Source organism: Nocardia sp. NRRL S-836, from assembly GCF_001279525.1.
Lineage (GTDB): Bacteria > Actinomycetota > Actinomycetes > Mycobacteriales > Pseudonocardiaceae > Lentzea.
This window is the reverse complement of sequence record NZ_LGDY01000133.1, coordinates 21,170-46,356: the sequence shown is the minus strand read 5'-3', so window position 1 is coordinate 46,356 and position 25,187 is coordinate 21,170. Positions and strand designations below refer to the sequence as shown.

Below are 25,187 nucleotides of genomic sequence, written 5' to 3'. Positions count from 1 at the left end.
GGCCGGGGTGGTGGCCTGGGAGGTGGCACCGGGGGTGCCGTGGATGCAGCGGACCTGCCAGGTGCCGCCGAGGACGGTGGCCAGGGCGGTGGCGATGGCCTCGGTGTTGCGGGCCTCGGCCAGGCGGCGGGCCAGTGGGGCGGAGGTGTGGGCGATGGTGACGACGTTGCCGTCGACCTCGCTGACCATCGCGTTCGTCAGCATCGCCTCGGTGCTGCGGCTCGTGGAGCGGACTGCGGCGAGCAGTTCGGACCAGATGCGGCGGACCGCCATCGCGTCCATTCCGCCCGTGGTGACCGGGGTCGACGGCTCCGCCGCGACGAGGGGCGCCGCAGGAGCGGCTGCCACAACGGGAGCCGACGGCTGGGCGACGGGGGGCTGCACCGCGGCGGGAGCAGGAACGGGAGCGGCAGCAGGAACGGGAGCTGGCGCGGGTGGAGTGGCGACGGCGGCCACGACCGGAGCGGCGGCAACGGCGGCGACCGGGGCGGCGGCTACCGGGGCGGCGGCGACCGGGGGCGCGGCGGTGGGTTGCTGGGACCTGCGGGTGAAGACCGGTGCGCCGGGCGGCGCGGGGGTGGCGGGGTCGCCGCCCTGGGCGATGGTCGCGGGTGGGCGGCGTTCGAGTTGTTCGAGGCGTTGCAGCAGGGCGGCTTCCGACTGGGAGACCGAGGGCAGCAGCATGCGGGAGCAGAGTAGCTCCAGCAGCAGGCGGGGGGCGGTGGCGCCGCGCATCTCGACCAGGCCCGCGTGCACGATTTCGGCGTAGCGGGTCAGGGTGGCCGGGCCGATGCGCTCGGCCTGGGCCGACATCGTGGCCAGCTCGTCCGCAGGGGCGCTGACCAGGTTGCGGTCGCCCGCGTCGGGGACGGCGCAGAGCAGGACCAGGTCGCGCAGGCGGTCGAGGAGGTCGGAGGCGAAGCGGCGGGGGTCGTGGCCGGCTTCGACCAGGCGGTCGATGGTGCTGAAGACGGACGCGCCGTCGCCCGCGGCCAGGCCGTCGACCACGTCGTTGATGAGCGCCGCGTCGGTCACGCCGAGCAGGCTGATGGCGCGCTCGTAGGTGACGCCCTCCGGGCCCGCGCCGGCGAGGAGCTGGTCCATCACGGACTGGGTGTCGCGGGCGGAGCCGCCGCCGGCGCGGATCACCAGCGGGAAGACGGCGGGCTCGACGGTGACGCCCTCGGCTGCGCAGTTGCGTTCGAGCAGGCCGCGCATCACGCCGGGCGGGATCAGCCGGAACGGGTAGTGGTGCGTGCGGGAGCGGATGGTCGGGAGGACCTTGTCCGGCTCGGTGGTGGCGAAGATGAAGATCAGGTGGTCCGGCGGCTCTTCGACGATCTTCAGCAGGGCGTTGAAGCCCTGCGTGGTGACCATGTGCGCCTCGTCGATGATGAAGACGCGGTACTTGGCCTCCGCGGGGGCGTAGAAGGCCTTGTCACGCAGGTCGCGGGCGTCCTCGACGCCACCGTGGGACGCCGCGTCGAGCTCCACGACGTCGACGCTGCCGGTGCCGTTGGGCGCGAGGCCGATGCAGCTGTTGCACTCGCCGCACGGGTCGGGGGTCGGGCCCTTCACGCAGTTGAGCGAACGGGCCAGGATGCGGGCCGACGAGGTCTTGCCGCAGCCGCGTGGACCCGAGAACAGGTAGGCGTGGTTCACCCGGCCTGCCGACAGGGCGACGCGCAGCGGGTCGGTCACGTGCTCCTGGCCAACGACCTCGGAGAACGTGGCCGGACGGTACTTGCGATACAGAGCGAGCGCCACGGCAGGAACAGTACCGGTGGACCCCGACAGAACCGCGAGTCCCGTCAGCGGAGACAAAAGGGGACCCCGTGCACCCACCAGAGCCCGCTTATCCTTGCTGCCTTCCGGCCCTGGGGAGGTTCGCGAGATGTGTGCCGCACGAGGTCCGACGCAAGTGTAGCCGATCTAGTTCTTCGAACGTGTGTTCGAGTTACCCACAACGTTGTCCCCACCTGTGGACAACTCGACGGCGGCGAGCCTGCGGCGCAGGAAGTCCTGCTCGGACGGGGTGCCCGCGAGCGTGATGGCCTCCCGGTACGCCTGAGCGGCCTCGGCGGAACGGCCCAGGCGGTGCAGCAGGTCGGCGCGTGCCGCCCGGTACGGGTGGTAGTCGCGGAGCTTCGGCTCGTCGGCCAGCTGATCGAGCAACGCCAGCCCCGCCGCGGCGCCGTCGCGCACGGCGATCGCGGCGGCCCGGTTCAGCGCGACCACCGGGGACGGGACCAGCTTCAGCAGCACGTCGTAGAGCGCCACGATCTGCGGCCAGTCCGTGTCGGCGAAGTCGGGTGCCTCGTCGTGCAGCGCGTTGATCGCCGCCTGCACGCCGTACGGGCCGTAGCCGCCGGTCAGCGCCTCCTCGGCGAGTGCGCTGCCCTCGGCGATCATGTCCCGGTCCCACAGCGACCGGTCCTGGTCCTCCAGCAGCTCGGCGCGCGCGTCCCTGCGGGCGTGGACCAGCAGCAGCACCGCCAGCAGGCCGGTGACCTCGCGGTCCGGCAGCAGGCCGCGCAGGATCCTGGCCAGCCGGATCGCCTCCTCCGCGAGGTCCGTGCGCTGGGCGGCGTAGCCCTCGGTGAAGATCGAGTAGATGGCCTGCAGCACGCCGGGCAGGCGTTCCGGGAGCTCGTGCGGGTCGGGCACGCGGAACGGGATGCGCGCCTGGCTGATCTTCTTCTTCGCACGCACGATCCGCTGCTGCATCGTCGCGACCGGCACCAGGTACGCCCGCGCGACCTCGGGCGTCGTGAAACCGGCCAGGCAGCGCAGGGTCAGCGCGCCGCGGTCCTCCGCGGGCAACGCCGGGTGCGCGCACGTGAAGAACAGCTCCAGCCGCTCGTCCGGCAGCGCGTCGCCCGCCGGCGGGTCCGCGCGGTCGACCTCCACCTGCAGCAACGCCAGCCGGGCCGCGTGCACCCGGTCGCGCCGCAGCCGGTCGACGGCCTTGCGGCGCGCGGTCGTGAGCAACCACGCGCCGGGCCGTGCCGGCACCCCGTCCACCGGCCAGTGCCGCAACGCCGCCTCGATCGCGTCGGAGGTGACCTCCTCGGCGAGGTCGAGGTCGCCGAAGCGCTTGACCAGGGTGGCGAGCAGCCGGCCGCGCTCCTCCCGGAACACCTGCTCGACGTTCATCGCCGACTCAGAGGTCGAACTCTGCGATCGGCCGCACGACGACAGCGCCGCCGTCACGTGAGCCGGGGCACTTCGCCGCCCACTCCAGCGCCGCGTCGAGGTCCGGCACGTCGATGACCTCGTAGCCGCCGAGCACCTCGCGGGTCTCGGCGAACGGTCCATCCGTGACGGTCCGCCTGCCGTCCGGTCCGACCTGGACGGTGGTGGCGGTGACCAGGTCCGCGAGGGAGTGCCCGGAGACGAGCACGCCCGCCTCCCTCATCTCCTTCTCGTGGGCGATCCAGTCCTCGACGGTGCAGCTCGACTGCTGGTCGGCGGCCGCGTGGATCAACAGCATGTACTTCACGAAGTCCTCCTCGGTTCGGTCTTACGGGATCACGACGAGCGGACCACCGCCAGATCGACACAGCGGCCCCGACTTTTTCCGGCGACCCCCGTTTTGGGCCCCGGAACACCCGTCCGGTAAGGTTCTCCACGGAGGATTCGCATAGCGGCCTAGTGCGCACGACTGGAAATCGTGTTGGGTTCACCCCCTCACGGGTTCAAATCCCGTATCCTCCGCTCGCTGATGAAGGGCGTCGAACCTCACCGTTCGGCGCCCTTCTGGCGTTACGGTTGCATGATGCTGCCTGATGACCTGATGTTGTTGTTCATCAACGAGCAGAACGGAAAGCTGCGCGCCGACTCGTCGTCGGTGGAGAACGCGCTCGCCGGTGCCGTGCTCATCGAGCTGGTGAACTCCGGGCTCGTCGCGTTCGAGCCGGACGGCAAGAAGCTCCAGGTCGTCGATCCGGCACCGGTGGCCGACCCGTTGCTGCGGGAGTCGGTGGCGCGGATCGACAAGCCGTTGAAGCCGCAGAAGGCGGTGGAGCGGCTGCGCAAGAAGGTGCGCGACAACGTGGCCGCGCGGCTGGTGGACCGCGGCGTGGTGCGGGTCGAGCCGCGCAAGGTGCTCGGGATCTTTCCGGCGAAGAGCTACCGGATCGCCGACGAACGTGTGGCGCTCGAGGTGCGCAAGGCCGTGGGCGACGTCGCGCTCGGGTACCGGGAAGCGGATGCGCGCACCGGCTCGTTGATCACGCTGCTGCACGCCGTGAAGGCCGTGCACAAGGTGGTCGACGGCGACAAGCGCGAGATGACCAGGCGGGCCAAGCAGATCGCGGCCGGCAAGTGGGCCGGTGACGCCGTGCGCAAGGCGGTCGAGGCGATCCAGGCCGGTGTGGTGGCCGCAACGGCCGCTGCCGCCGCCGCGTCATCCGGTGGATGACACGACGACGGCAGCGGCGAACCGGTTACTTCTTGAGGCAGTCGATGACGTCCTCGAGCGCGAACACGATCCGGTCGACGTTCGCGTCACCCGTGGACGGGCGGGCGCGGACGATCTGCGGGTCGTGGTCGCTCGCCTGGTCGGCGAACTCGGCGTTGATGTGCACCACGTCGTAGCTGAAGCGCGTGATGTTCTTGCTCATCACGAGGTGGTCGAGCGTCTGCGAGTTGCCCTCGAAGACGTAGCTGTACCGCTCGTTCACGGGCAGCGTCTCGATCAGCGCCTTCAGGTTCCCGTCGCCGGTCAGGGTCTTGAGCGCGGGCGAGAACTGGTAGTCGTTCAGGTCGCCGGCGAGCACCACGTTGGCGCCCTTGTCGACCGCGCGCAGCTGCTCGGTGAACGCCTTGAGCGCCGCCGCCTGCTTGCCGCGCTGCACCTCGGAGGAACGGCTCGGCGGCTGGTTGCGGCCGTGGACCGCCTCGTCGCCGCCCTTGGAGTTGAAGTGGTTCGCGACCACGAAGACCGTGCGGCCGCGGAACTTGAACTCACCGGCGAGCGGCTTGCGGCTGTTGGCCCACGCGTCGTTCAGCGGGTCGATGCGGCCCGGTGACACCGACAGCGCGGCGCGGCCGTTCTTCTTCACGACCTGGACCGGCGTCTTGAAGTCGCCGCCGGGACGGTCCACGAAGGACACGCGCTGCGGGTTGAAGAAGAAGCCGACCCGGATGTTGCCGCCAGGCTCGCCGCCGTCCTTCAGGTTCTCCGGGTCGATCTGGCGCCACTGGTAGCGCGGGCCGCCCTTGGCGACGATGGCGTCGGAGAACTTCTGCAGCGTCTGGTCCGCGGCCACGACACCGTCGTTGGTGGCGCCGTTGTTGTCCTGGATCTCCTCCAGCACGACGACGTCCGGGCTGCGCAGGTTCGTGGTCACGCCGTCGGCGAGCCGGTCGAACTTCTCCTGCGGGTCGGACGGGTCGAGGTTCTCGACGTTGTAGGTCGCGACCGAGAGCTCGGACTCCTTCTGCTGCGCGGTGACCTCGCGCTGCAGGTTCGAGGAGGTGTGCGTGCCGAGCGTCAGCGCGGCCAGCGTGTAGCCGCCGAAGTTCGTGTACTCGATGGCACCGACGGTCGCACCGGCGAACACGTCACCGACGTTCGACGCGGGCAGGGCGCCGGCGGTCTTGATCTTCAGACGGCCGCTGTTCTGCTGGTCGTAGCCGGTGTAGGTGGTGCCGCCGCGCTGGTTGCGGTTCTGGTCGGGGTTGACGGTCACCCAGACCTCGCCGAAGTTGTTGCTCGGGCCGACGACGCGGGCGTCGTTGACCTGCACGAGCGTGCCTTCGAGCGACTCGAAGTAGTCGAGGCCGTACTTCTCCGGCTCCAGCGGGAGCTGCTCGATGCTGCCGCCGGGAGCGGGCAGGTAGCCGGCCGGGACGTTCTTCACGACGACCGGCGCCGGGACCGCGTTGCCCTTCGACAGCGTGACCGTCGTGGCCTGGGTGATCTCGGTGAGGGTCTGGTTCGACCCCGTCTCACCGCCCGGCCGGTACTCCGCGATCGTGCCGCTGACCAGCACCTCGTCACCCACCGCGACGGTCGGCGCGGTGCCGGCCGTGTAGACGAACACGCCCTCGCTGGTGCGCGGGTCGGCGTCCGCGCCCTTGGTGTCCTGGATCCAGAAGCCGCGGTCACCCGTGGCACGCGTGCCGGTGACGACACCGGGGACGTTGGTGACCTTCTGGCCGAGGAGCGGCGAGATGCGCGTGACGCCCTGGATGTCGTGGATGCGCTTGTCGCCGGGCACGGGGTCCGGGTCGGGGTCCGGGTTGCCGCCGCCCGGGGTCTCGCCCTTGGAGTTGGTCGGGGTGGGGCTGCCGACGGTGAAGTCGGCGGAGTTGTCGTCGGTGTCGGGGAGACCCGCCTTGCGGGCGGCCGAGGTGGTGTTGCTCAGCGCGCCCGTCGCGGTGGTTTCGCGCACGGTCGCCGAGCCGTAGCCGACAAGGTCCTTGACGCGCGGCTCCGCGGCGCAGTCGGCGGCGGTCTTGCAGGTCAGCGGCGTGGTACCGGAGACGAGCGCGATGGTGCCGCCGGTGCCGCTCATGGCGAGGGTGCCGGTGGCGTCCGGGGCGGGCAGCTCGACCGTGCCGCCGGAGCCCTTGGCCTGCGCCACGAGGAACGTCTTGCCGGGCGCGATGCTGCCCGTCAGCGGCGTGACGCCCCACTGCGTGCTCGCGCCGGGGCTCGCCGAGATGTACTGGACGCTGAAGCCGTCCAGGGCGACGGGGGCGGTGCCCTTGTTCGCGAGCTCGACGAAGTCCTGCGTGAGGGTGGCACCGGAGTTGCCGCCGCCCCCGTAGACCTCGGAGATCAACGCGTCTGGGCTGGGTGCGGCGACGGCGGGGACGGCGGCGAACACGAGCGCCACCACCGCTGTCCCGACGCCGGGCAGGGTGGGTCTCAAAACTCCTCCAGGGGATGCGGCGGACCGCCGCATCCTTCCCCGATCAGGTGATGTTTGGAAGCCGTTGTCACTAACGGTTAACCGGTTGGCCCATCAATGATCACTCGAACAAGTGTTCGATCATGGTGTATGCTCGAAAACGGAACGCCGGCCAGTGGGCCCCTCCCAGGCACCGGCCGGCGTCCCTATGTTTGTCGGTGTGGGGATTCCGAGCTACGAGCGCCGCTGCGCCGAGATCATCAACCAGACCGCACTGCTGACTTCCGAGCTCGAGGGCGCTGACCTGGCCGTTCAGGTGCCCTCGACGCCCGACTGGACCCTCAACCAACTCCTGCGGCACCTCGGCCACGCCCACCGCTGGGCCGACGTGATGCTCCGCGAGAGGCTGCCGGAGATCGACTTCTCCCGCAACGGCGCCCACCTGCTGTCCTCGTACGCGGGCGAACCGGCCTCCGTGCTGATCCCCTGGTTGCAGGAGGGCGCGGCCTCGCTGGCGGAGGTGCTGCGGTCCGTCGACCCGGACGAGATGATCGCGCCGGTGAACGGCCACCCCGGCCCGCGGGTGTGGTCGCGGCGGATGACGCACGAGACCGTGCTGCACCGGTGGGACGCGATGAACGCGCTGGGCCGGCCGTTCTCCCTGGATCCCGAGCTCGCCCAGGACACGCTGCGCGAGTGGACCGGCCTCGCACTGCCCTACGCCTTCCAGCGGTGGCCCTCCGAGACGGCTCCGCTCGCCGGTTCCGGGACGGTGCACCTGCACGCCACGGACGTCGAGGCGGAGTTCCTGATCGACCTCACCGGACCGGCGCCGGTGGTGCGCGAGGGGCACGAGAAGGCCTCGGTCGCGGTGCGCGGCCCGGTGCTGGACCTGGTGCTGGCCGTCTACCGCAGGCAACCGGTGGCGGGCCTTGAGGTGTTCGGCGACCGGGAGCTGCTCGACCTGCTGCTGGAGCGCGTACGTTTTTGACCATGGGGTCATCGAGCTACCGGGAACGCCTCGCCACGATCGTCTCCGAGACTTCCCTGCTGGTGTCCGCGGTCGACGGCGCCGACCTGTCGGTGCCGGTGCCGTCGTGCCCGGACTGGACGCTGAACCAGCTGCTGCGCCACGTCGGCCACGCGCACCGGTGGGTGGCGCAGATGGTCGGCGAGCGTTTCCCGGAGATCGACCGCTCGCTGAGCAAGGCGCACTCGGTCTCCGGGTACGCCGGGGAGACGGCCGACGTCCTCGGGCCGTGGCTGACCGAGGGTGCGGCGCTGATCTCGGACACGCTGCTGGCCGCCGACCCGCAGGACATGATCGCGGTCGTCCTGCCCGGTGTGCCCGGCCCGGACTTCTGGTCGCGGCGGATGGCCCACGAGACGGTGGTCCACCGCTGGGACGCGGCCCAGGCCCTAGGCCTTCCGTTCGAGGTCGCCCCGTCACTCGCCGACGACGGCCTCCACGAGTGGATGACCACGATCCAGCGCATCATCTTCACCCTGCGCCCCGAAGCCACGCCGCTACTCGGAACCGGCGTCCTGTACTTCGAGGCCACCGACACCGGCGCCCAGTGGACCGTCGACCTGACCGGCAACACCGCACAGGTGACCGAAGGCGAACAACAGTGGTCAGCGTCCCTGCGCGCCCCAGCGTTCGACCTGCTCCTGACCCTGCTGCAACGCCGCCCGCCAGCCGACCTCGAAGCGACCGGCGACCACGCCCTACTGAACAACTTCCTAGGCGCGATGCGCTTTTGACCCAAGTTCCACGTGGCGCAGCCACGGACTCAGGTGACCCACTCCTCAACCCTCCGCAACCTGGCTGGGGGTCTGGGGGCGAAGCCTCCCAGGGCGGGGCGTGGGGGCTCCGCCCCCACAAAACACCCGACAAAGCAAAGGGCGAGTGCTCTCCACGAGCACTCGCCCAGCAGCTTTGGCGGTGGCGGTGGGATTTGAACCCACGGAGGCTTGCACCTCACACGCTTTCGAGGCGTGCTCCTTCGGCCGCTCGGACACGCCACCGGTAAGAACAATACACAGTCGGATCCAGGGGTTTAACGCTGGGTCCGGAAGAAGCGTTCGAGCAGGTCAGCGCACTCTTCTTCGAGCACTCCGCCGCGCACCTCTGGCCGGTGGTTGAGGCGGCGGTCCCTGACGACGTCCCACAGGGAGCCCACGGCGCCCGTTTTGGGTTCCCAGGCGCCGAAGACGAGTCGGGAGACACGTGCGAGGACGAGGGCGCCGGCGCACATGGTGCAGGGTTCGAGGGTCACGGCGAGGGTGCAGCCGTCGAGGCGCCAGCCGTCGCCGTACTTCGTGGCGGCTTCGCGCAGGGCCAGGACCTCGGCGTGGGCGGTGGGGTCGCCGAGGGCTTCGCGGGCGTTGCGGGCCTGGGCGAGCACGGTGCCGTCGGGGGCGAACACGACGGCGCCGATCGGGACGTCCTCGCCGGCGTCGGCGGCCGCGCGGATGGCCGTGCGGACCAGGTCTTCGTCGGTCACGCCTGGATGGTGTCGAGCAGCTGCACGAACTCGTCGATGAACCCGATGCGCTGGGCGATCATCTGGAGCTGCTCGTCCGGGTAGAGGTCGACCTCGTCGACGATGATCTGGAGCTCGTGGGAGGGCATGCCCAGGTCGGCGAGCACGCCGAGGTCGCCTTCCGGCCAGAGCTCGGTGTCCTCCTCGTCGGGCGGGTCGACGCGCAGGAGGTCGAGGACGTCGGCGGCGATGTCGTAGTCGAGGGCCGCGGCGGCGTCCGAGAGCAGCAGGGACACGCCGCCGGGGACCGGGCGCAGGACGATGAAGAACTCGTCGTCCACGGCGAGCAGGCCGAACGCCGCGCCGGTCGACCTGAGCTGGCGCAGTTCCGTGATCGCCGCGTCCAGCTCGGACAGCGCGGAGCTGTCCATCCTGCTGCACCGCCAGCGGCCGTCCTCCCGGACGACCGCGACCGCGAAGCCGGTGACCGGCTCCTGCTGTGTCATGTGCACACCGTAGGGCCCAGACGACCTTCCCGGTAGCTGAGGTGGTGCGACCATCGGAGGATGAGCACAACCACACCGGAACCCCGTTTCGTCGGACTGCTCGAGGCGGCCCGCGCGCTGCAGCCGCGCACGGTCGCGTTGCGGCGGCAGGTCCACCGCCACCCCGAACAGGGTCTTCAGCTCCCGAAGACGCAGGCGGCGATCCTGCACGCCCTGGAGGGGCTGCCGCTGGAGGTCACCACGGGCAGCTCGACGACGTCGGTCGTCGCGGTGCTGGAGGGCGACCGGCCGGGGCCCACGGTGCTGCTGCGCGGCGACATGGACGGCCTGCCACTGCAGGAGGACACCGGGCTGCCGTTCGCGTCCGAGGTGGACGGGGCGATGCACGCCTGCGGGCACGACACGCACGTCGCGATGCTGGCCACGTCCGCCCGCCTGCTCGCCGACCGCCGCGACGCGCTGCGGGGCCGGGTGTTGTTCATGTTCCAGCCGGGCGAGGAGGGCTACCACGGCGCCCGGTACATGATCGAGGAAGGCCTGCTCGACGGCGGCGTGGAGAAGGCGTTCGCGCTGCACATCACGTCCAAGCTGCGTTCGGGCGTGGTCACGTGCCGGCCGGGCCCGATCATGGCCTCGGCCGACACGTTCCACATCCACGTGAAGGGCCGCGGCGGCCACGGCGCGATGCCGCACAACGCGCTCGACCCGGTGCCGGCCGCGGCGGCGATGGTGGGCGCGATCCAGACGATGCTGGGGCGGCGGATCAGCGTGCACCAGCCGGCCGTGGTGACCGTGGCGCAGATCAGGGCGGGCACCACGACCAACGTCATCCCCGAGGTGGCGACGCTGGACGGCACGATCAGGACGTTGTCCGAGCTCACCCGCAAGCAGGTGCACACCGAGCTCAAGCAGGTCGTGAAGCACACGGCGGCCGCGTACGGGTGCCACGCGGAGATCAGCATCGTGCCCGGCTACCCGGTGACGGTGAACGACGACGCGGTCGGGCAGCACGTGGTGGACCTCGCGGCGGCGGCGATGGGGCCGTCGTGGAGCGAGCCGCTGCCGGACCCGTTGATGGGTGCGGAGGACTTCTCCTACGTGCTGCAACGGGTGCCGGGGGCGCTGGCGTTCGTCGGCGGCTGCCCGCGCGGGGTCGACGTGGAGGAGGCGGCACCGAACCACTCGAACCGGGTGCTGTTCGACGAGGCGTCGATGGAGCACGGGGTGGCGATGTACGCGGCGTTCGCGCTGGACGCCCTCCGGTAGGTCCGAGGCCGCCTCGCACGGAATGATGTGCTGCGTGCGAAGCGTGTGCGTGATCGGACTGGGACTGATCGGCGGGTCCGTGCTGCGGGGCGCCAAGGCGGCCGGGCGCACGGTGTGGGGTGCCACGGCGAGCAGGGAGGACGCGGACAGGGCGCGCGGCGAGGGCTTCGAGGTCGTCTCCGTCGAGGAGGCACTCGGTCGCGACCCCGAGGCGCTCGTCGTGCTCGCCGTGCCCCTGCCCGCGCTGCCGGACCTGCTCAGGAAGGTTCCGCCGGGGACCAGGCTCACGGACGTGACCAGCGTGAAGGGGCCGGTCCACGACGCCGTGCACCGGTATGCGCCGCAGGTGCGGTTCGTGGGTGGGCACCCGATGGCGGGGACGAGCCGCAGCGGGTGGGACGCGGGGAGCGCGACGCTGTTCGGCGGTGCCGCGTGGGTGGTGACGCCGGAGGAGGCGGACGACCACCTGAACGACGTCATGCGGCTCGCGCTGGACCTGGGCGCGCACGTCGTGCCCACCACTCCGGAGGAGCACGACGAGGCGGTGGCGCGGATCAGCCACCTGCCGCACATCCTGGCCGCGGTGCTGGCGGCGGTCGGTGCGGGTGGCGGGCCGCTGGCGCTGGCGCTGGCGGCGGGCAGCTTCGGGGACGGCACGCGGGTCGCGGGGAGCCGGCCGGAGCTCGTCAGGGCGATGTGCGAGGGGAACCGGGACGCGCTGCTCACGGCGGTGGACGACGCGTTGGGGCGGCTGGGGGCGGCACGGGGGTCGCTCGCGAGCACCGGTGGGCTCGCCAAGACCATCGACGCGGGGCACGAGGGCCGCAACGCGCTGGTCAACCAGCCGCAGCGGACCCCGGTGACGATCGACCTGGCCAAGCCGGGGGCGCTCGCGGCGCTGCGCAACCTCGGGTCCCGCGGGGGGCGCGTGGTTGGGCTGAACGGAAGCACCGCCACAGCGGAAACGTCGTAGGGTCTCCCGGTGGATCGACGGACGCTCGCCGGTGGGCTCGGTGGACTGGCGCTCGTCGCGGCCGCTGTGGTCGCACTGCGGGCGAGCGACGCGCCGGACAACCTGAAGCGCGAGATCGACGACCAGGTGCAGGTCGTGCGGCAGCAGGAGCCGGTCAAGCCGGCGAGTGCCAGGGCGCAGGCGCTCGACGCGGACGCCTTGCAGGTCAGCTGGACCGGGAGCGCGCCGGCCTACGAGGTGCGGTGGAACGGCAACGAGCAGCTGGTGCCGAACCCCGAGGTGGAGCTGGCCGGGTTGCGGCCGGACCAGGAGGTCCGGGTCGAGGTCCGCGCGGTCAACGCGGTCGGGCGCCGCTCGGAGCCGCTCATGATCGCCGCCACGCCGAAGGACCTCTACAACGACCGGTGGGACGACCAGCTGGTCGGGCAGCCGGACCGGTTCGACGGGCCCGAGTCGCTCGACCCGCGCAAGTGGCGGGTCGAGGCGGAGGACAACTGCCTGGGGCTGCGGCCGTTCGGGCAGAGCAGGCGGGTCGACGTCGACTGCAGCACGGCGATGTTCCAGTCGAACACGCCGATCCGGTTCGGCGTGCCCGGCCAGGACGGCGCGGTCGGGCGGGCGATCGTCAGCGTCGCCGGCGCGGTCGAGTCGAGCCACGTGCGGCTCACGTTGCTGCCCGACCCGTGGCACTTCCTGAAGGACCAGGAGTTCCAGCCCAAGGGCGCGGTCAGCCTCGACATCACCACCCAGGGCACGCGGATCGTGGCCGACCCCGACCTGCCCCGCAGCGGCCGGCAGATCCAGCTCGGCGACGCGCCGCTGACCGGGCTGGTCGCGGGCGTGCGGCACCGGTGGGAGCTGCGGGTGCTGCCCGACGCCGTGCTCGCGGTGCGCGACGGCGTGGTCGTGGCGGGTGAGGCGGTCGTGCTGAAGACCCCGCTGATGCACCCGCGGATCCGCATCGACGGCGGCGGCTTCCTCGACATGTTCGGCGTCGGCGGCGTCGAGGAACGCGCGGTGCCCACCGAGGTCGTCCCGGCCACCACCGAGCTGCCGGACGACGCCATCGCCGCGAAGCTCGTCCAGCTCGACGGCGGCGCTCCCGCAGTCACCGACGTGCCGCTGACCAGCCGGAAGGTCAGCGCGGCGAAGGACGCGCAGCTCGTGGTGTTCCGCAGGCCGGAGAGCCGGCCCGGCTCGTTGCCGAGGCTCCCGGACCGGCCGGGCGGCATCAAGACCGGCCCTCCCCGCCTCCAGGTCATGCACGAGGACGGCACCGCGCCGCCGCAGCGGCTGCCGGGGACCGGACGCGTCCTCGTCACCGCCGAGATCAACGCCATCGGCCACCGCGGCATCGAGCTGGAGCTCGACGGCAGGCGCATCGTCGCGTTGCCGACGAACGAGCAGGGCAACGCGGTGCCCGGCCGGCACGAGTTCTGGCTCGACGCCGCACGCCTCGGTGCCCGCCCCCGGCTCAAGCTGAGCGTCCTTCCGGCGGATCATGGCGAACCCGTTACCACCGAAACCGTGTTCGAGCTGCGCACGACGCCTTAGCTTGACCACATGAAGCGGGTCGCCTTCGCCGTCGCAGGCCTCGCCCTGGTGATCGGTGTCGTCCTCCTCAGGGACACCGACAACACGAGCGCGCCCACCGCTCCCCCGCCGCCGACGAAGCTCAAGGCGTTCGCGGCCGACCAGGTGCTCGTGCCGAGCCCGCAGGGCCGTCCCGCGAAACCGGGTGCCGTCACCGCCCGGCCCGGCAACCACCGCGTGCAGCTCACGTGGACCGGCGAGGCGCCCGCCTACGAGGTGCGCTGGGGCGAGCGCACGAAGCTCGTGACCCGGCCCGGCACCCAGCTCAACGGCCTGCGCAACGAGCAGGAGCAGCAGATCGAGGTCCGCGCGGTCGACTCGTTCGGCCAGTACTCCGAGCCCGCGGTCACGAAGGCGACGCCACGCGCCGACAACGCGCCCTACTCGTTCGTCGACCGGTTCGACGGCAACGAGGTGCCGGACCAGAGGCTCTGGCGGTTCGGCAAGCGCACCGACTGCGCCCGTGCGACCTCGGGTGACGGCGACGACCACGACCGGCTCGTGATCGGCACCAGCTGCGGCACGCGCGCGGTGTCGTTGCGCGCCCGCACGCCGTTCGTGCGCGGCGCGGACGAGAGCCGGTTCGTCGTGGAGGCGGACGCCCCCGGCACCGGCGGGAAGCTGCTGCTGGACCTGGTTCCGGGTCCGGTGAGCGTGCAGGGTGACCCGGTGCTGCCGACCGCCGTCCGTGCCACGATCAGCACCGACGCGGCCGGCAACTCGGTCGCCGAACTGGTTCCCGACGGTGTCGTGACCAGGCCGATCCCCGCTGCCGTGCCGGGCATGACCGTGCGCTGGGAGCTGGTGCTGGGTTCCGGCGGCATCCAGCTGCACCGTGACGGCGAGGTGGTCGCGACCTCGCCGTTCGTGCCGCAGTGGCGTGAGGCGACGGCGCTCGTCGGGGTCGCCGCGCTGGCCGGTGACCGGCTCAGGGCCGGCATCGACCTGATCGGCTTCCGCGCGGGCGCCGCGGAGGCACCGCCGAACGTGCCTCCTCCTGCCGTGCGCGTCGACGCCGCGCCCAGCGCCACCACCCCGCTGCCGAACGTCACCGCGGGACAGCTGCGGCTCGCGCTCATCCCCTCGCGGGAGGGCCCGCCGGTCGACCGGGTGAAGGTCAACGGCGTCGAGGTGCCGCTGCGGCCCGCCGTCGAAGGTCAGGCGTGGAAGCCCGGCGCCGAGTACCCGGCCGTGGCCGACCTGCCGGCGGAGGCCTTCACCGACAGCCTGGACGTGCAGCTCGCCACCGCCGAACGCGTCCAGGTCACGCACACGGACGTGGAGCTCACGAGCCGCACCTCCGGCATCTCGAAGAGCGACCCCGGCACGCCGCTCGTGGACGCCCGCCCGTCACTGGCCGACCCCGTCGCCGAGGTGCTCGACTCCGGCGGTCAGCCCGTCCCGAACGGTGCCGCGCTCACCAGGGGCCGGGTGGTGCTGGAGATCCGGATCTCCGCGCTGGACGCGGCGGTCGCGGGCCTGGCCGGGTTCGAGGTCAGGCTCGACGGCAACCACATCGCGACCGTCCCCACCACGGCCGACGGACCCGCCGGCGCGGGCCGGTGGCGGATCTCACTGAACACCGGCTCCATGGTCGAGGGGCCGCACGCGATCGAGGTCAGGGCGTTCAGCACCGACCCGGAGGCACACCCCGAAACGGGTTACGTTCCCTTCTTGCTGAAGCCCTAGTACCGCAAGATGGGGCCATGGCCCGCGCTTTGATCCTCGACGCAGCCCGTACGCCGTTCGGCCGATACCGGGGTGGTCTGTCCGGCATCCGGGTGGACGACCTCGCCGCACTGCCGATCGTCGACCTGCTGCGCCGCCACCCCGGCCTCGACCTCGCGCGCATCGACGACGTGCTGCTCGGCGACGCGAACGGCGCGGGTGAGGACAACCGCAACGTGGCGCGCATGGCGGTGCTGCTGGCGGGGCTGCCGGTGAGCGTGCCGGGCGTGACGCTGAACCGGCTGTGCGCCTCCGGCGGCGAGTCGATCATCCAGGGCGCGCGGGCGCTGGTCGCGGGTGATGCCGACCTGCTGATCGCGGGCGGCGTCGAGGGCATGAGCCGGGCCCCGTTCGTGACGGCGCGGCCGGACAAGCCGTTCCCCGATCGGGTGGAAACGGTGTCCACGGCGCTGGGCTGGCGGCTGGTCAACCCGCGCATGCCCAAGCACTACACCGTGCCGCTGGGCCTGGCCGCCGAGACCGTGGCCCACGAGCTCGGCATCACGCGCGAGCAGATGGACAACTTCGCGTTGCGGTCGCACCGGCGTGCCGCGGCGGCGTGGGACGCGGGTGTGCACGAGGGTTTCGCGTTCCCCGTGCAGCTGCCCGACGGCTCGGCCGTGCGCCGTGACGAGAACGTCCGCGCCGACACCAGCGCCGAGAAGCTCGCCAAGCTCAAGCCCGCGTTCGCCGAGAACGGCTCGGTGACCGCCGGCAACGCCTCACCGCTCAACGACGGCGCGCTGGCCGCGTTGATGGGCACCGAGGCGCTCGCGGCCGAGCTGGGCGTGGAACCGCTGGGCGAGGTGCTGGGCAGCGCCACGACCGGCGAGGAGCCGCACCGGTTCACCGTCGCGCCGGTGTCCGCGATCAGGAAGCTCCTGAAGCGCCTGCACCTCGACGCGGCCGACGTCGACCTGTGGGAGATCAACGAGGCGTTCGCCGCGATGGCGTTGTCGGTGCTGCACCACCTGCCGGAGATCGACAAGGAGAAGGTCAACGTGCACGGCGGCGCCATCGCCTACGGGCACCCGCTCGGCGCCTCGATGCCGCGCGTGATCATCGACGTGTGCCGCCACCTGCGGCAACGAGGTGGCGGCGTGGGCATCGCGGCCGCGTGCGTCGGCGTGGGCCAGGGCGTCGCGGTGGCGGTCAGGGTCTAGCGGCCGCTGCTGCTCAGAACACCGGCACGCCCCCACCTCTCGCTCCGAGCGCACCCCGAGGGGTGCGCCGGAACGCTGCTGTCCGAGGCGTTCTGCCCGGTCAGATGCGCTTCGAGATCAACGGGTAGTCGAGCACCAGGCCGTTCTGGTCGACCTTGATGTTCTGCTCGAACCCGCCGCTCTTGAACCGCACCACCGAGACCTCGTCGCCGACCGAGACCGTCTTGTAGGCCTGGGTGACCGCGCGGACCGTGAGGTCGGGCAGCGAGACCCGCACGACGGGCAGCTGGTGCTCGCCCTCCTCGCGGTGCAGGCCGAGCCGCCGGATGGGGATGGCGTTGAACAGCACGGAGAACTGGACGTCGACGTCGAGGGCGTCGTTGAACGTCTCGCGCTTGCTGCCCTGGCCGTGGTCGACGAGCCAGGCGCCGTCCTCGGTGCGGCTGAGCGAGCACTGCCGCTCCTCCAGCACCGTGGCCGTGCGCAGCAGCAGCCGGTTGACCTGGCCGCTCTCGCCGACGGACACCTCGAAGGAGGCGTTGAACTGCTCGTCGGGGCCGGCCGCGACCAGCCGGCCGGACGCACGCAGGCGCTGGTCGCTCGACAGCAGGAGCCTGACCTGTTCCAGGCGGGGCTCGTGGAGGCCCTGCCAGGTGATCATCTCCGGCCTGCGTGCAGAAGGAGAGCGGGCCTCCACGTTCGAGGTGACCCGCCCGGCGTCAGTGGCGTTGAAGGAGTTCACTCATCCACCTGGAAGGATGTCCTTGAGCTTCTCGGCAACCGAGCCGACCTGCTCCTCGTGACCGAACTTCTGCGCGACGAAGCCCGCCGCCGCGTCGACACCCTTGTCGACCTGCTCGTGGTGCTCCTGAGCCAGGTCGAGTGCCTTGTTCTTGATCTCGTCGAAGTTCATGTGGTGCTCCTCCGCTCCTGACGCAGGGTACCCGAGAGCCCCCCACGTTCTGCTAGGCCGCGATCACGCTACTTCCACCTGGACAAGTCGGCTCCGCGGCCACGATGATGACCACGCCGCCGCCTGGTCGGCCGCCGTCGCGGCCAGATCCAGGAGGAACGCCACATGACACGGCTCCTGCGTGGAGTTATGTCCGCTGCACTGCTGCTGCCGCTGGTCGCAGTCCCCTCGGCCAACGCCACGGCCGGACCCGCGGGTTTCACGGTGACGACGACGGCCACGAACGTCGCGGCCAGGAGCGACCGCCGCCCGGTCGCGGGCGGCGTCCACGACCAGAAGGTCGGCAAGACCTTCATCTCGTGGGCCGGCCAGTACGAGGACAGCTACGTCCAGACGTACGACCACCGCAGGTCCACGTGGTCGGCCCCCAGCCGCATCGCCGACGGCGACGCCGACTCGCACAACTACCCGACGATGGTCCAGGCCCGTGACGGCCACCTGCTGGTCTTCCGCGGCATGCACAACGTCGAGCTGCGGATGTCCCGCTCCCCGCAGCCGCACTCGGCGGAGGGCACGTGGGAGGAGACCGTGATCTCCAAGAACGCCGCCACGTACCCGATGCCGTTCGTGACCCGCGACGGCACGATCTACGTGTTCTACCGCGAGACCTCCGGCGACCTGGACCCGTCGGTCCCGACCGACACCCGCCCGATGCTGTACGTGGTGTCCAAGGACAACGGCAGGACGTGGAAGACCTCCACCGACCTCACCGGCGACCGCTTCGCGATCGGCTCCACCGCCCGCGCCGACAACATGAACGAGATCTACATCGGCCAGCTCCGCCTGGAGGACTCCGGCCGCGTGCGCATCGCCTACACACTCGCCGGCGGCGGCTTCGAGGGCCACAAGCACGACCGCTACCACCGCAACCTGTACTACACGTGGTTCGACCCGCGAACCCTGCACTTCTACTCGGCGTCCGGCCGCGACCTCGGCACCCAGATCGACGACACCGACCAGGAGTCCTTCCTGAAGATCGCGGAAACCCCGCTGACCCTGCCGAACAACGTCAAGTCCCCCGACTACATCCAGCAGGTCGGCACCACGCTCGGCCGCCCGTTCGTGCTGTGGTTCACGGGCGACCCCGACAACGGCCCGCTGCACAACTACCTGTCAACGTGGACCGGCCGCACCTGGGAAACCCGCGAGGTCGCCCGCGGCCTGCGCACCCGCGAAATCGAACCCGTCAGCCCCCTCACGTGGCGCGTGTACGCCACGGAGGACGGCAAGCCGAACGTCCTGACCTACCTCGTGCGGTTCGGCCGGACCTGGGAGGCGGAAACCGTGATCCCCACGGCCAAGCCCGTGCAGCGCGTCGAGGTGGTGGAGAACTTCCGCGACCCGGCACGCGCGATCTTCTCGGGCGCTTCGTCGCAGCGGGACGTGGCGGTGGCAGACGGCGACATCAGCGTGGCGGGCCTGAGCCGCCGCTAGGCCGCCGCGCTCGGGCGTTCGGGCGTTCGCTGGCGGGATCCCCTGCGCGTGCTTTTGCAGGCTCGCGCGGGGGTCCCCTGTGGTTCTGGGTCCCCCGCGTCCGAACGTACTCAGGGGGTCCGACAGTTTTCGCGCCTTCGCCCGGCAGGCTCACGCAGGGGTCCCCCGCGCTGGTGGGCCCCCCGCGACCCAACGTACTCAGGGGGTCTGACAGTTCGAGCGCGCCGACCGGCCGCCGCGCAGCGGCCTGAGCGAGGCGGGGGAAGACGAACTGAGCGAGCCGAAGGCGAGGCATGTGATCGAGACGGAAGCGAGGCGTGTGATCGAGCCGAAGGCGAGGCGTTCAGAGCTCTTCAACGGCGGTTCCGCGGTGGGTGGCTTCCCCGTCTAGCGCTCCGATCGTCTGCCGGGCCTGAGGAGGGGTGTCAACCGGGCACGCTTTTCGCCCGGTTGACACCCCTCCTCAGGTCTGGCTCGCTCCGTGAGAGCTAGACGAACCGGCAGCCGCCCTAAGCAACAGGCGTGCCATCTACCCGCTCACGGCGCTGGCCGGCTTCTTTGGGAGTGTCGGGGTCTGGGGCGGAGCCCCAGAAAGACAAAGCAAACGCCCCCTGGACCGGCGCGGACCCAGGGGGCGTTCGTCTATCAGGCGCTCAAATCAGGCGCCGGCCTTCTTCCGCCGCACGAGGAGCAGCGCACCCACGCCACCACCGACGAGCACGAGCCCGCCGACGAGCGGCCACAGGATGGACGCACCGGTCGAGGCGAGGTCCTCGTCACCGGAGCCACCGGGCGCGGGGGCGGCCGGGGTCGTCGTGGTGGTCGGGGCCGAGGACGACGGCGTCGTGGACGGCGTGGACGGCGGCGTGGACGACGGGGTCGACGGCTGCGTCACGACCGGGGCCGCGGTCCACTCGGCCTTGGCCGGCTTCTCGACGGTGACCTTGGAGTCCTTGGCGATGACGAGCGACTGGGTCTTCAGGTTCGCGTCCTCGGACACGAACAGGCGACCGGCCTGCAGCTCGGCCTCGGCCTTGGCCTTCAGCTCGGCCTTGCCGGCGGCGGCGTCGGCCGGGACGTTCACGAAGAACTCGGAGACCTTGTCCTTGGTGTTCTGCGCCTTGGCCTTGAGCTCGTCACCGGACTGCGTGATGGTGAGCGGGTTGCCCTGGGCGTCGGTGATCGTGACGCCCTTGGGGAGCTTCGCGGTCAGCTGGACCTCGGACGCGGTCGTGGTGACCTTGAACGGGCCGATCTTCTCGCCGGCCTTGCCCTTGGCGTCGGCCGGGTCGATCTGCAGCGTCGGGTTCGGCTGCTGCTCGATGCTGACGGCTTCCTTCACGAACTTGTTGTAGAGCTTGACCAGGTCAGCGCCGCCGCCCTTCGGGCCGCCCGCGAGCTCCCTGGCCTCGTCGAGCTGGGCACCGTCGGTGAAGTGCCAGATCGCCGCCTGCGTGGCAGCGATGATCTCGCGGTCGTCGTACGGCTTCTTGCCCTCGCCGAACTTCTCGTTGACGTCGTCGACGGACTTGGTCGGGAACGAGTTGGTCAGGATCCAGAGGACCTTGCCCGCGTTCTCCGTGAACTTGCTCTTCGGGTTGGGGTGCTTGTCCCACGGCACCTCGTGGAGGGGCTTGCCCTTCTGGAGGTCGGTCGGCAGCTCCACGCAGTACGCCTGGAAGCGGTCCTTCCTGCCGTCCTCCTTGAGCTCGACGCCGATCAGGCCGGTGCTGAACTCGTCGTTGTGCCGGGGAGGGGTGTTGCCGACATTGGGCACGAGGTAGACGTCGTGGCCCCACTGCCAGTCGCCCTCGATGGGCTTGACGACGACGTCTGCCGAAGCAGGCAGGGCGGAGAAAGACAGGACGGCGGCAGCGCCGAGCAGCGCCGCGCCGATCCTCAACCGGGAAGCCATGGGTCTCCTTGCTCGCTGAAGTTAGCCCGAACGCAGGAAAAGTCGAGTACTTCGGTCGAGGCGGTGGACTCCGAAGTCGACACCGAAACGACAGGAAGCGAGCGGGACGTTAGCCGATGGGGGTCACCCGATCGAGCGAGGTATGAAGATCACGACAAACCGTCAGCGACCTGCGAAAACCATCGAAAAGGATCCACAGTGGATCGATGGTTGATGCACAGGTTTTGTCAGGTGACGATAAATTCGTTGCCCAACAGTTATCTTTTGCGGCGTCCCGCTACGTACCCGGAACGCTCGCGGTTCAACCTCAGGCCACCAATTCGGTGACGACTGTGGGACGAATGTCACCCGGGCGCAAGGAGGTGCCGCGCAGGCACAGCTCGCGGGGTTCCGGGCGGACGCCGGTGAGAATCCACTTCGTGAGGCCGGCCAGCTGGTAGGCGATGAGCGGCGGAACGGCGTCGCCCACGTGGCGGTAGGCGTTGCCGAGAATGGAGACGTCGAACTTGAACTGCCGCGGGAAGCCCTGCAGCAGCGCCATCTCGCGGACCGTGCAGAGGCGGTGCTGGTCGGGGTGGGCATAACGGCCGTTGCCGACGTGGCCGCATTCGCGCTTGATGGTGCGGGCCGGCTTGTCCCACCACATCCGGCCGTAGACGTCGGGGTGGGAGCCCCAGTTCTGCTCCTCGACGATTTTGCGTTGTGCCGGGTTCAACAACTCGGCGGTGTCCGGTGAGCGCAGCAGGTCGGCCCACGAACCGCCGTCCGCGGGAATGGCGCGCATCCGGTCGAGGCTGCGGTCCTGGGAGAACGTGGGCGACACGTGGATCGGGTCGTCCGGGTGGGCGACACCGGCCTCGACGGGGGGCAGCTTGCCGATCGCGCGGCGCACGGTGGCGGCGGACGGGCGCAGCTGCAGGCCCTCCCACACGTCGTCCAGCGTGCGCATGGGCAGGCCGGCGTCCACGGCCACCATCAGCGTCCGCTCGCGGAGCTGGGGCAGGCCGTAGTCGGACAGCAGGTGCGTGCCGCCGGTGACGTCGTAGCCGAGCTTGGTCAACGACTCGGCGAGCTGGTCGAAGTGGTGGCGCTGCTTGCCCTTCACGAGCTCGCGGGCGTTCTCGACCAGGATCGTCCTGGGCCGCAGCTCCTCCGCGTAGACGGCGATCCGGCCGACCAGCGAGTTGCGCGGGTCGTCACGCACGTGGTTCGCGGCGGTGATGCGGCTGAAGCCGGAGCACGGCGGGCAGGCCAGCAGCACGTCCAGCTCGCCGCGGCGCAGCCCCCACACCTCGCGCAACGCCGAGGGCGAGATGCGGGCGAGGTCGACCTCCAGCGGATCGACGCCGATGTTCGCCCGGTAGGTGTCGTTGCAGCGCAACGAGCCCAGCCGGGACGAGGGCTTGCCGATCTGGGCGTCCGCCGCACCGACGACCCGGAAGTCGCGGTGGGCGTGGAAGCCGAAGCTCATCCCGCCCGCTCCCGAGAAGATGTCGGCCACCGAGAAGGACACGGCGAGATCGTACGGGCGAGGCTTCTCATGGCTGTGGCGGACATCCCGTAGGTTTCCGCGCATGGAGCTGCCGCGTGCCTGGCAACGGCCTGACCCGTTGCGCGGACTCGACAGGATTTCCTGGGTCGAGGTCTACGACGGCCGTGGCGGCGCCGGTCGTCTCCCACGCCTGCTGCGTGCGCTGATGGACCCGTCGCCTGAGGTCAGGCTGGACGCGTTCGGCTCGCTCGCCGACCGGCTGCTGACCGAGGACACGGTGTCGGAGGCGTCGTTCTGCGCGGTGCCGTTCCTGGTCGAGCTGGGGGCCTCGTACAAGGTCGCCGCGGACGTGCGGGACCGGGTGATCTTCCTGCTGGCGGCGCTCGCGTTGGCGGGCAAGGGGTTCACCGAGGACGGCCGCCGCACGCACCGGCGGTGGAACGCGCTGGGCCGCGAGCTGCCCCGCACCGCGCCGGACTGGCTCACGCAGACCCGGCACGCCGTCGCCCAGGGCGCGCCGAAGATCTTCGAGGCGCTGGCGTCCGAACGGGTCGGGTGCCTGGTGGCGCTGGCGTGCGCGGTGCCGGAGGAGCTGCCCGCGTTCGTCGTCGGGCTCGTGCAGGACATGCTCGACGACGAGGACGACGTGCTCGCCGAAGCCGCCGAGATCGCGCTCGCGCTGCTGAAGCGGACCCCGGAGGCGGTGGAGCCCCGCCCCAAGGTGCTCGGGGAAGGCCTCGTGCGCCCCTCACACCAGCCGCGCGAGGTCACCGCGGCGCTGATGGGCTACCACTTCGCCCTCGTCGCCTCGTACGGCGACGAGGGCGCCTGGTAACGCCTTCGAGGTGCCACGCGGGGACCTTTCGCACGCTCCTGGCGTACGAAAGGTCCCCGCGTGCGGACAAACGGACAGAGCTGTCAGGCGATGACGGCTTCCTGTTCGTGCTGCTGTTCGAGCGGCTGGGCGTCCTCGACGGCGATCGCGGGTTCGAGGGCGCCGAGGCCGGTCCCCCACTCCTGGTCGGCCAGCGCGAACGCCGCCACGGTCAGCGCGGCCACCGGCGCGCCGACCGGCATGTTCTCCCGGTGCAGGTCGAGGTCGAGCCGGCCGCCGATCGGGGACGGGCTCAGCCGCAGCGTCGCGTGCGCGGGCTCCTCGGGGTGCGCCAGGCGGCACGCCCAGCCGGTGAAGACCACCCGGCGCTCGTCGACCTCGGTGGGCTGCACCGCGCGGACGTTGGCACCGACCGCGCCGGAACGCAGGCCGTCCGCCGCGGACAGCACGTGCTCCTCGAACTGCATGGACGAGACGCCGAGGTCCCAGCCCGCCACCAGTGCGACCTGGACCAGCGCGAGCGGCAGCGACGGGACGGCGTCCTCGAAGCACACCATCGCGCCGCCGTAGCGGGTGTTGATCTCGGTCGGCAGGAAGCCGTCCTCGGTCGCGATGCCGTCCAGCGTGAACGTGCCGCGGTAGTCGACAGTGGACCGCAGGTGCTCGCCGACGCGGCGCGCGAGGTTGCGCATCTGGTCGCGGATCCACACGGGCGGGTCGTAGTAGGACGCGCAGCCGGCGTAGAGGAACTTCGCCTGGCCCTGGCGGCGCGGCACGACCATCTCGATCGGGCGCAGCACCGCCGTGCCGTCGGGGAACACGATGCCGTGCACGCTCACCGGAATGCCTTCCAGGAACGGCATCACGCGCACCTGCTCGCACTTGGGGGCGAGCACCTCGAAGGCGTCCTTGGCCTCCTCGTAGGACCGCACGCGGCGCACGAAGTTCGCGCCACCGTTGATCGCGGGCCCGTCGCCGGACCACACGACGCCGGCGCCGCGGTCCAGGATCTCCGAGGCGCCCCAGAGCCGTTCGAAGTCGAGGTCGAACACCAGCGCGGGCGCGCGCGGGGCGGAGAGCTCGTCCCAGAGCGCGTCGATGGTGGTCTTGTTCTCGAGCTCCACCCACTCACGACGCCGCGCGTTGAGCACCGGGCGGCCCTGGAAGGTGTCGATCTCGTTGTAGGGCGTGCTGATCACGACGGCTTCCGCCGCCGGGTCGAAGTCGCCCAGGATCGCGCGCACCTCGGCACTCGGCTTGGTCAGCAGCTTGCCGAGACGGCGCTGCTCGACCGCGACGAAGCCACCCTTGATGCCCAGCGACACCCATCGGGCGATCTCGGAATCATGAAGCGGGGCATGATCGTCGGTATCCAGCACGAGCGTATGGCGGGCACCGAGCGCATGGAGCTCATGCGCCCGTTTCGCCAAACGCGTACCACCGGCCAGCACGACCAACCGGTCACCGAACAATCCGCCCAAGCGCTCGTTGAGCGCTGCGAAGACATGATCCATCGCCGAGAACCCGCTTTGAGAGAAGCAGAAGGATGCGACCGGCGATCGCCGGGTGACGCGTAGCGTAGAGCCACCCGGTATGTGTGTCGAAGCACGGTCCGGCAACGGCCGGATGAATGTTGCGGCGGGCCTGTCCGCTACGGCGTCGGCGCAGGCCCGGCCACAGGTTGATCAGTGTTCGATCTTGCGCTCTACAGCGAGCGTGCCGCGTCCCGAAGGACCTGGTCAACGCGGTTGAGGAAGCTGCGCCTGGAGTTGATCGCGGGCAGCGGCGCGGTGAGCTCTGCGGGACCGGGCGTGGGTGCGGCGCCCACGATGTCGGCCACGTTGCGCAGGAACTCCTGCCGCTTGAACTCGCGCACGGCCACGTCGTGCAGGAGTCCGGCGATGCTTGTGTGCACAGCGCGATGGGGGTAACTCACACGTGTGTTATCGGCCCAACTCGG

At 70.9% G+C, this 25,187-nt stretch carries 23 protein-coding genes, 2 tRNA genes and 1 other RNA gene; 12 read left to right on the top strand and 14 right to left on the bottom strand.

Going from position 1 to position 25,187, the window contains the following annotated elements; all coding sequences use genetic code 11:
* From ADL03_RS36835 to ADL03_RS36825, 4 genes are all read right to left on the bottom strand, one after another.
* Positions 1 to 1,767: DNA polymerase III subunit gamma and tau (locus tag ADL03_RS36835; protein ID WP_053738251.1), on the bottom strand; the 1,767-nt coding region annotated here is incomplete at its 3' end.
* A gap of 55 nt (positions 1,768 to 1,822) precedes the next feature.
* An RNA gene (ffs, locus tag ADL03_RS44860) (signal recognition particle sRNA small type) lies at positions 1,823 to 1,917 on the bottom strand.
* A 15-nt stretch (positions 1,918 to 1,932) separates the two neighbouring features.
* A complete protein-coding gene (locus ADL03_RS36830; RefSeq protein ID WP_053738250.1) occupies positions 1,933 to 3,156 on the bottom strand; it encodes an RNA polymerase sigma factor in 1,224 nt (407 codons plus the stop codon).
* 7 nt (positions 3,157 to 3,163) lie between these two features.
* Positions 3,164 to 3,502 carry a YciI family protein gene (locus tag ADL03_RS36825; RefSeq protein WP_053738249.1) on the bottom strand — a complete coding sequence of 113 codons (339 nt, stop codon included), beginning with the start codon at positions 3,500 to 3,502 and terminating at the stop codon, positions 3,164 to 3,166.
* Between the two features lie 130 nt (positions 3,503 to 3,632).
* Here ADL03_RS36825 and ADL03_RS36820 point away from each other — a divergent pair.
* A tRNA-Ser gene (locus ADL03_RS36820) sits at positions 3,633 to 3,717 on the top strand.
* A gap of 58 nt (positions 3,718 to 3,775) precedes the next feature.
* Positions 3,776 to 4,423 carry a GPP34 family phosphoprotein gene (locus ADL03_RS44855; protein WP_063798835.1) on the top strand — a complete coding sequence of 216 codons (648 nt, stop codon included), beginning with the start codon at positions 3,776 to 3,778 and terminating at the stop codon, positions 4,421 to 4,423.
* Between the two features lie 25 nt (positions 4,424 to 4,448).
* Here the strand turns inward: ADL03_RS44855 and ADL03_RS36815 are convergent, their stop codons facing one another.
* Complete coding sequence (locus ADL03_RS36815) at positions 4,449 to 6,884, bottom strand: endonuclease/exonuclease/phosphatase family protein (RefSeq protein WP_197288969.1); 2,436 nt, start codon at positions 6,882 to 6,884, stop codon at positions 4,449 to 4,451.
* A 199-nt stretch (positions 6,885 to 7,083) separates the two neighbouring features.
* Between ADL03_RS36815 and ADL03_RS36810 the strand changes: the two genes are divergently transcribed.
* Together ADL03_RS36810 and ADL03_RS36805 are read left to right on the top strand one after the other, a co-directional pair.
* A complete protein-coding gene (locus ADL03_RS36810) occupies positions 7,084 to 7,854 on the top strand; it encodes a maleylpyruvate isomerase family mycothiol-dependent enzyme (RefSeq protein WP_053738247.1) in 771 nt (256 codons plus the stop codon).
* 2 nt (positions 7,855 to 7,856) lie between these two features.
* Positions 7,857 to 8,627: a maleylpyruvate isomerase family mycothiol-dependent enzyme gene (locus ADL03_RS36805; RefSeq protein ID WP_053738246.1), complete on the top strand. Its 771-nt coding sequence runs from the start codon at positions 7,857 to 7,859 to the stop codon at positions 8,625 to 8,627.
* Positions 8,628 to 8,803: 176 nt separating this feature from the next.
* Here ADL03_RS36805 and ADL03_RS36800 read toward each other — a convergent pair.
* From ADL03_RS36800 to ADL03_RS36790, 3 genes are all read right to left on the bottom strand, one after another.
* Positions 8,804 to 8,891 (bottom strand) — tRNA-Ser (locus ADL03_RS36800).
* Positions 8,892 to 8,923: 32 nt separating this feature from the next.
* Positions 8,924 to 9,370 (bottom strand): nucleoside deaminase, encoded by a 447-nt coding sequence (locus ADL03_RS36795; protein WP_053738245.1) that lies wholly within the window; start codon positions 9,368 to 9,370, stop codon positions 8,924 to 8,926.
* On the bottom strand, positions 9,367 to 9,855 hold the full coding sequence (locus tag ADL03_RS36790; protein ID WP_053738244.1) for a tRNA adenosine deaminase-associated protein: 489 nt from the start codon (positions 9,853 to 9,855) through the stop codon (positions 9,367 to 9,369). The genes ADL03_RS36795 and ADL03_RS36790 overlap by 4 nt, the downstream gene beginning before the upstream one ends.
* 60 nt (positions 9,856 to 9,915) lie before the next feature.
* Here ADL03_RS36790 and ADL03_RS36785 point away from each other — a divergent pair, with 60 nt between their 5' ends.
* From ADL03_RS36785 to ADL03_RS36765, 5 genes are read left to right on the top strand one after another with little or no spacing between them, the layout of a single operon-like run.
* Positions 9,916 to 11,121, top strand: coding sequence for a M20 family metallopeptidase (locus tag ADL03_RS36785; RefSeq protein ID WP_053738243.1), 1,206 nt, complete (start codon positions 9,916 to 9,918; stop codon positions 11,119 to 11,121).
* A 34-nt stretch (positions 11,122 to 11,155) separates the two neighbouring features.
* Positions 11,156 to 12,094 (top strand): prephenate dehydrogenase, encoded by a 939-nt coding sequence (locus tag ADL03_RS36780; protein WP_197288968.1) that lies wholly within the window; start codon positions 11,156 to 11,158, stop codon positions 12,092 to 12,094.
* A 9-nt stretch (positions 12,095 to 12,103) separates the two neighbouring features.
* Positions 12,104 to 13,648, top strand: a complete 1,545-nt coding sequence (locus ADL03_RS36775; protein WP_053738241.1) for a fibronectin type III domain-containing protein — start codon at positions 12,104 to 12,106, stop codon at positions 13,646 to 13,648.
* A gap of 9 nt (positions 13,649 to 13,657) precedes the next feature.
* Positions 13,658 to 15,376 carry a hypothetical protein gene (locus ADL03_RS36770; protein ID WP_053738240.1) on the top strand — a complete coding sequence of 573 codons (1,719 nt, stop codon included), beginning with the start codon at positions 13,658 to 13,660 and terminating at the stop codon, positions 15,374 to 15,376.
* Between the two features lie 17 nt (positions 15,377 to 15,393).
* Positions 15,394 to 16,578 carry a thiolase family protein gene (locus ADL03_RS36765; RefSeq protein WP_053738239.1) on the top strand — a complete coding sequence of 395 codons (1,185 nt, stop codon included), beginning with the start codon at positions 15,394 to 15,396 and terminating at the stop codon, positions 16,576 to 16,578.
* A 100-nt stretch (positions 16,579 to 16,678) separates the two neighbouring features.
* Here the strand turns inward: ADL03_RS36765 and ADL03_RS36760 are convergent, their stop codons facing one another.
* Both ADL03_RS36760 and ADL03_RS46135 read right to left on the bottom strand, forming a co-directional pair.
* Positions 16,679 to 17,320 (bottom strand): putative glycolipid-binding domain-containing protein, encoded by a 642-nt coding sequence (locus tag ADL03_RS36760; protein ID WP_053738238.1) that lies wholly within the window; start codon positions 17,318 to 17,320, stop codon positions 16,679 to 16,681.
* Entirely contained in the window at positions 17,321 to 17,491 is a 171-nt protein-coding gene (locus ADL03_RS46135) for an antitoxin (protein WP_082373777.1), read from the bottom strand. It lies immediately after the preceding gene.
* A gap of 189 nt (positions 17,492 to 17,680) precedes the next feature.
* Here ADL03_RS46135 and ADL03_RS36755 point away from each other — a divergent pair, with 189 nt between their 5' ends.
* Entirely contained in the window at positions 17,681 to 18,985 is a 1,305-nt protein-coding gene (locus ADL03_RS36755) for a BNR-4 repeat-containing protein (protein WP_197288967.1), read from the top strand.
* 658 nt (positions 18,986 to 19,643) lie between these two features.
* Here ADL03_RS36755 and ADL03_RS36750 read toward each other — a convergent pair.
* Both ADL03_RS36750 and ADL03_RS36745 read right to left on the bottom strand, forming a co-directional pair.
* Positions 19,644 to 20,900, bottom strand: coding sequence for a thioester domain-containing protein (locus ADL03_RS36750; protein ID WP_053738236.1), 1,257 nt, complete (start codon positions 20,898 to 20,900; stop codon positions 19,644 to 19,646).
* A gap of 307 nt (positions 20,901 to 21,207) precedes the next feature.
* Entirely contained in the window at positions 21,208 to 22,413 is a 1,206-nt protein-coding gene (locus ADL03_RS36745) for a DNA cytosine methyltransferase (RefSeq protein WP_231642747.1), read from the bottom strand.
* A gap of 61 nt (positions 22,414 to 22,474) precedes the next feature.
* On the opposite strand from ADL03_RS36745, the gene ADL03_RS36740 reads away from it, so the two are divergent.
* Positions 22,475 to 23,227 (top strand): hypothetical protein, encoded by a 753-nt coding sequence (locus tag ADL03_RS36740; RefSeq protein WP_053738235.1) that lies wholly within the window; start codon positions 22,475 to 22,477, stop codon positions 23,225 to 23,227.
* An 83-nt stretch (positions 23,228 to 23,310) separates the two neighbouring features.
* Here ADL03_RS36740 and ADL03_RS36735 read toward each other — a convergent pair whose 3' ends face one another.
* The gene (locus ADL03_RS36735) at positions 23,311 to 24,552 is read right to left on the bottom strand and encodes a hypothetical protein (RefSeq protein WP_197288966.1); all 1,242 of its coding nucleotides are present in this window, start codon (positions 24,550 to 24,552) and stop codon (positions 23,311 to 23,313) included.
* 33 nt (positions 24,553 to 24,585) lie between these two features.
* On the opposite strand from ADL03_RS36735, the gene ADL03_RS48990 reads away from it, so the two are divergent.
* On the top strand, positions 24,586 to 24,804 hold the full coding sequence (locus ADL03_RS48990; protein WP_197288965.1) for a hypothetical protein: 219 nt from the start codon (positions 24,586 to 24,588) through the stop codon (positions 24,802 to 24,804).
* A gap of 128 nt (positions 24,805 to 24,932) precedes the next feature.
* Here ADL03_RS48990 and ADL03_RS36730 read toward each other — a convergent pair whose 3' ends face one another.
* Positions 24,933 to 25,142, bottom strand: a complete 210-nt coding sequence (locus tag ADL03_RS36730; protein WP_053738233.1) for a hypothetical protein — start codon at positions 25,140 to 25,142, stop codon at positions 24,933 to 24,935.
* Between the last annotated feature and the right edge of the window lie 45 nt (positions 25,143 to 25,187).

Coding starts and splice junctions, on each gene's coding strand:
- ADL03_RS48990 (WP_197288965.1), top strand. CDS start 24,586: ATGATCGTCGGTATCCAGCACGAGCGTATGGCGGGCACCGAGCGCATG.
- ADL03_RS36785 (WP_053738243.1), top strand. CDS start 9,916: ATGAGCACAACCACACCGGAACCCCGTTTCGTCGGACTGCTCGAGGCG.
- ADL03_RS36755 (WP_197288967.1), top strand. CDS start 17,681: ATGTCCGCTGCACTGCTGCTGCCGCTGGTCGCAGTCCCCTCGGCCAAC.
- ADL03_RS46135 (WP_082373777.1), bottom strand. CDS start 17,491: ATGAACTTCGACGAGATCAAGAACAAGGCACTCGACCTGGCTCAGGAG.
- ADL03_RS36770 (WP_053738240.1), top strand. CDS start 13,658: ATGAAGCGGGTCGCCTTCGCCGTCGCAGGCCTCGCCCTGGTGATCGGT.
- ADL03_RS36805 (WP_053738246.1), top strand. CDS start 7,857: ATGGGGTCATCGAGCTACCGGGAACGCCTCGCCACGATCGTCTCCGAG.
- ADL03_RS36750 (WP_053738236.1), bottom strand. CDS start 20,900: ATGGCTTCCCGGTTGAGGATCGGCGCGGCGCTGCTCGGCGCTGCCGCC.
- ADL03_RS44855 (WP_063798835.1), top strand. CDS start 3,776: ATGATGCTGCCTGATGACCTGATGTTGTTGTTCATCAACGAGCAGAAC.
- ADL03_RS36765 (WP_053738239.1), top strand. CDS start 15,394: ATGGCCCGCGCTTTGATCCTCGACGCAGCCCGTACGCCGTTCGGCCGA.
- ADL03_RS36830 (WP_053738250.1), bottom strand. CDS start 3,156: ATGAACGTCGAGCAGGTGTTCCGGGAGGAGCGCGGCCGGCTGCTCGCC.
- ADL03_RS36790 (WP_053738244.1), bottom strand. CDS start 9,855: ATGACACAGCAGGAGCCGGTCACCGGCTTCGCGGTCGCGGTCGTCCGG.
- ADL03_RS36740 (WP_053738235.1), top strand. CDS start 22,475: ATGGAGCTGCCGCGTGCCTGGCAACGGCCTGACCCGTTGCGCGGACTC.